Origin of the sequence: uncultured Campylobacter sp. (assembly GCF_937890585.1) — a bacterium.
Lineage (GTDB): Bacteria > Campylobacterota > Campylobacteria > Campylobacterales > Campylobacteraceae > Campylobacter_A.
The window spans coordinates 1-2,921 of the sequence record NZ_CALACG010000105.1 but is presented as its reverse complement, the minus strand read 5'-3'; the positions used below and the strand labels follow the sequence as shown (position 1 = coordinate 2,921).

Annotated in this window: 1 protein-coding gene and 1 pseudogene; both read left to right on the top strand. The window is 32.5% G+C overall.

The features are described from left to right. Positions 1-875, top strand: an 875-nt coding sequence (locus tag Q0296_RS02975; RefSeq protein ID WP_298036362.1) for a hypothetical protein, incomplete at its 5' end; no start/stop codon positions are given. Continuing rightward, a pseudogene (locus Q0296_RS02970) lies at positions 875-2,921 on the top strand (hypothetical protein); the annotation flags it as partial. The gene Q0296_RS02975 and the pseudogene Q0296_RS02970, both read left to right, overlap by 1 nt.

Here is a 2,921-nt window from a genome sequence, read left to right as displayed (position 1 = left end):
AATATTACTACAGGATAAAATCTATAGTGCCAAGATACGATAGAAGAACAGGGTTTTCAATAAATGATAAAAATAGTACAAATGATCTATGCTATAACTACTTTACTCAAAAATTCTGGATGGACTCTCCAAAGCCTGTAAATAAAGATAACCCACCTTATGGGGAAGATAAAGAGTTTTATGAGAAATTTCTCATTGATGCCCTTGATGATGATGTTGCCAAAAGAGAGCTAAACACTACTAAAAACTACTACTATACTAAGCTTGACTTTGCTCCAGTTGGAGACTTTATCATGTGCGTAGGTATAGGCGGAGAAGAGAAAGAGATATATGATCTAAGAAGTAAAACATATAAGCCTTATTGTACAAATTCTAGTATGCAGTTTGGTGATTTTTTAATTGGTGAGTATATAAAGCCTGGGAAAAAACCAGAATCTGGACTTAAATTTAAAGAGGTAGAAGAGACTAAAGAAGAGTTTAAAAAAAGAGGTCTAGACTATGAAAAGGATGATAGCTTTTCAACAGAGGTTTATAAAAAAGCTATAAAAAATGATACAGGTGGTTTCAGCAATGCAATATATAGTAGCGATAAAAGCTATGACGCAAATATACTTTCTGATGGAATGGTAAGAATACTATATGCTTCAAATTTACATGGAAAAGAGAGAAAAGAGAAATTTGGAGAATATATAGATTCAAGTAATTTTCCTCATGTGCTAACTTTTATAGTAGCTGATAAATTTTTCTTTAGGGTTTATGCTGTAGAAGGTAGCGGAGATCGTCTAGTTTGTAGAATGCCTATCCAAAGCAGATTTAAAGATAGAAATGATACTAAGCTTATAAGAGAGTATCTTAATCAGTTTAAGGAGTTTTAATGCCAATTAATGAGAGAAATGTTAGTAATTTTAAAGATGAACTAAGAGATACATTAAAAGATGCTGAAGATTTTATATATGAACTATATTACGATACTAATAAAATAGCTACTATAGGTTGTGGTTTTAATGTAACCTTAAAAGATATATTACAAAAAGTTTGTGACAAGAAATATTCTAATCCTAAAATGAATGAAAAAGAATTTACTGGACTGCTTAATGCAATTAATGGGGTAAAGGTAAAAACCAAAGAAAATTTAAGATCTGAAGTATCAGAGTATCTTGATAGTATAAAGACAGAAGATGGCAAGAGTGCTAAATTTGGAGAATTTAATTTAGATGATAAACAAATCGGCGATATATTGCCAGAGGTTGTTGAAATATTTAGAGATGGTCTAAATAAAAAACTAGCCTATACCTCTATAAGCCCGCAAGAGAGCAAGATAGATGAAAATAGCATAGGTAGCAACGAATATATAGCTCTAATGAGTATGACATATAATAATCCAAGCCTTGTAGGAGACGGTCTAAAGGCTCGCTTAAGAGCTAGAAACCGCTTTGGGGCTTGGTATGAGATAAGGTATAAGAGTAACGCAGATAATGAGATAGGTATAGCTAAACGTAGATTTGCAGAGTCAAATGAATTTGGACTGTTTGAAAGTAGAGAGAATAATAATGCAATCAAACAAAATACCCTAACTGACATAAGCATAAACGCAATATCCTTTGAAGAGTGTTTGGATCTATTTTCTCTTTTAAACGTAGCAAAGATAAAAGAGAAAGATGAACCATCTATAACCTATCTACAAAACGCTATAGCTTATGAGACTACTAAGGAATTTAAAGGCAATAGAACCATAGCTGGCTACTCAAGGGGAAATGCTGATTTCAACACACACTACAGAAAATACAATACTATCTTGCAATTTTTCGCAGATAAGATAAATGCTCTTTTAAAAGATGTAACCAAAAAGAGCTTTAAGCTAGAAGATATCTATGTGATCACCACAAAAGGTGATAATAGCCATAATATCTCAAGGATAAATAAGCTCTTAAAGATAAGAGCAGAAAATGGTGAGTTTAGGCCTGAAGCTAAGAGAGATATCCTGCTTATATATCCAACAGCTTCAGCTCTTCCTGTAATGCCTATCCAACCAAAAAACACAACCTTTACTATCGTCTTAGCGGATAATACATCGCTTGATTGTTCAAATTTAAATCCAAATGGAAATAGTAGTGAGAGCGAGATAGTGCTTATGGACTATAAGCAAGACGTAAGAGAGCCTAATAAAAACTCAAGAGATGAAGAGATAAGCTTTATAAAGCCTTCTACAAATGGTGAAACCATCATCTACAAAAATACTAACGACATTTTCATATCACAAGATGAGAGATATGCCTTTAATAGTGGCAATGTAATAACTCTTAACTTCTTTGAGAAAATGAGCTTTAATCTCTTAAATTTCGCTAAAGAAAACAGCTATAGCATAAGAAGCGACAAGGCTTCAAGTATGTTTGATATAAAGCTAAGGCTACCAGATGCTACTGATAATATCTCAACTAAAAGCGAAGGAAATTTCCACTTAGTGGTCACTAATCTAATCATAGAAGATGAAGAGGGTAAAAGCCGCGACATAAAAGAGGTGTATCTTCATAATGGTGAAGATAAAAGGGTCTATCCCTCTTACTACCTAAAGAAAAACGATGATAAAGACGCAGATAGTAATAGTAGCTCTAAAAACTCATACACGGCTAAATTTAGAATAAATATAAATTTAGACAAAAACTCTTCAGGCTTTAAAAAGACTTCAAAATTTATCATAGCTACATTTGATCTAAGCAAAAGGTATGACACTGGCGAGATACATGCCAAAGAAGATACTGCTGTTGTAACTTTGGCTAGTAAAGATAAAAAAGATGGAGGTGCTGAGTTTAACATCAAAGTATCTACGGTCGTTTATCAAAAAAATATAACTGAGATAAGGCTAAATACTTCAGAAAATACTAGCTCTACAAATATAACCACAAATGATACTTTAAATTTAG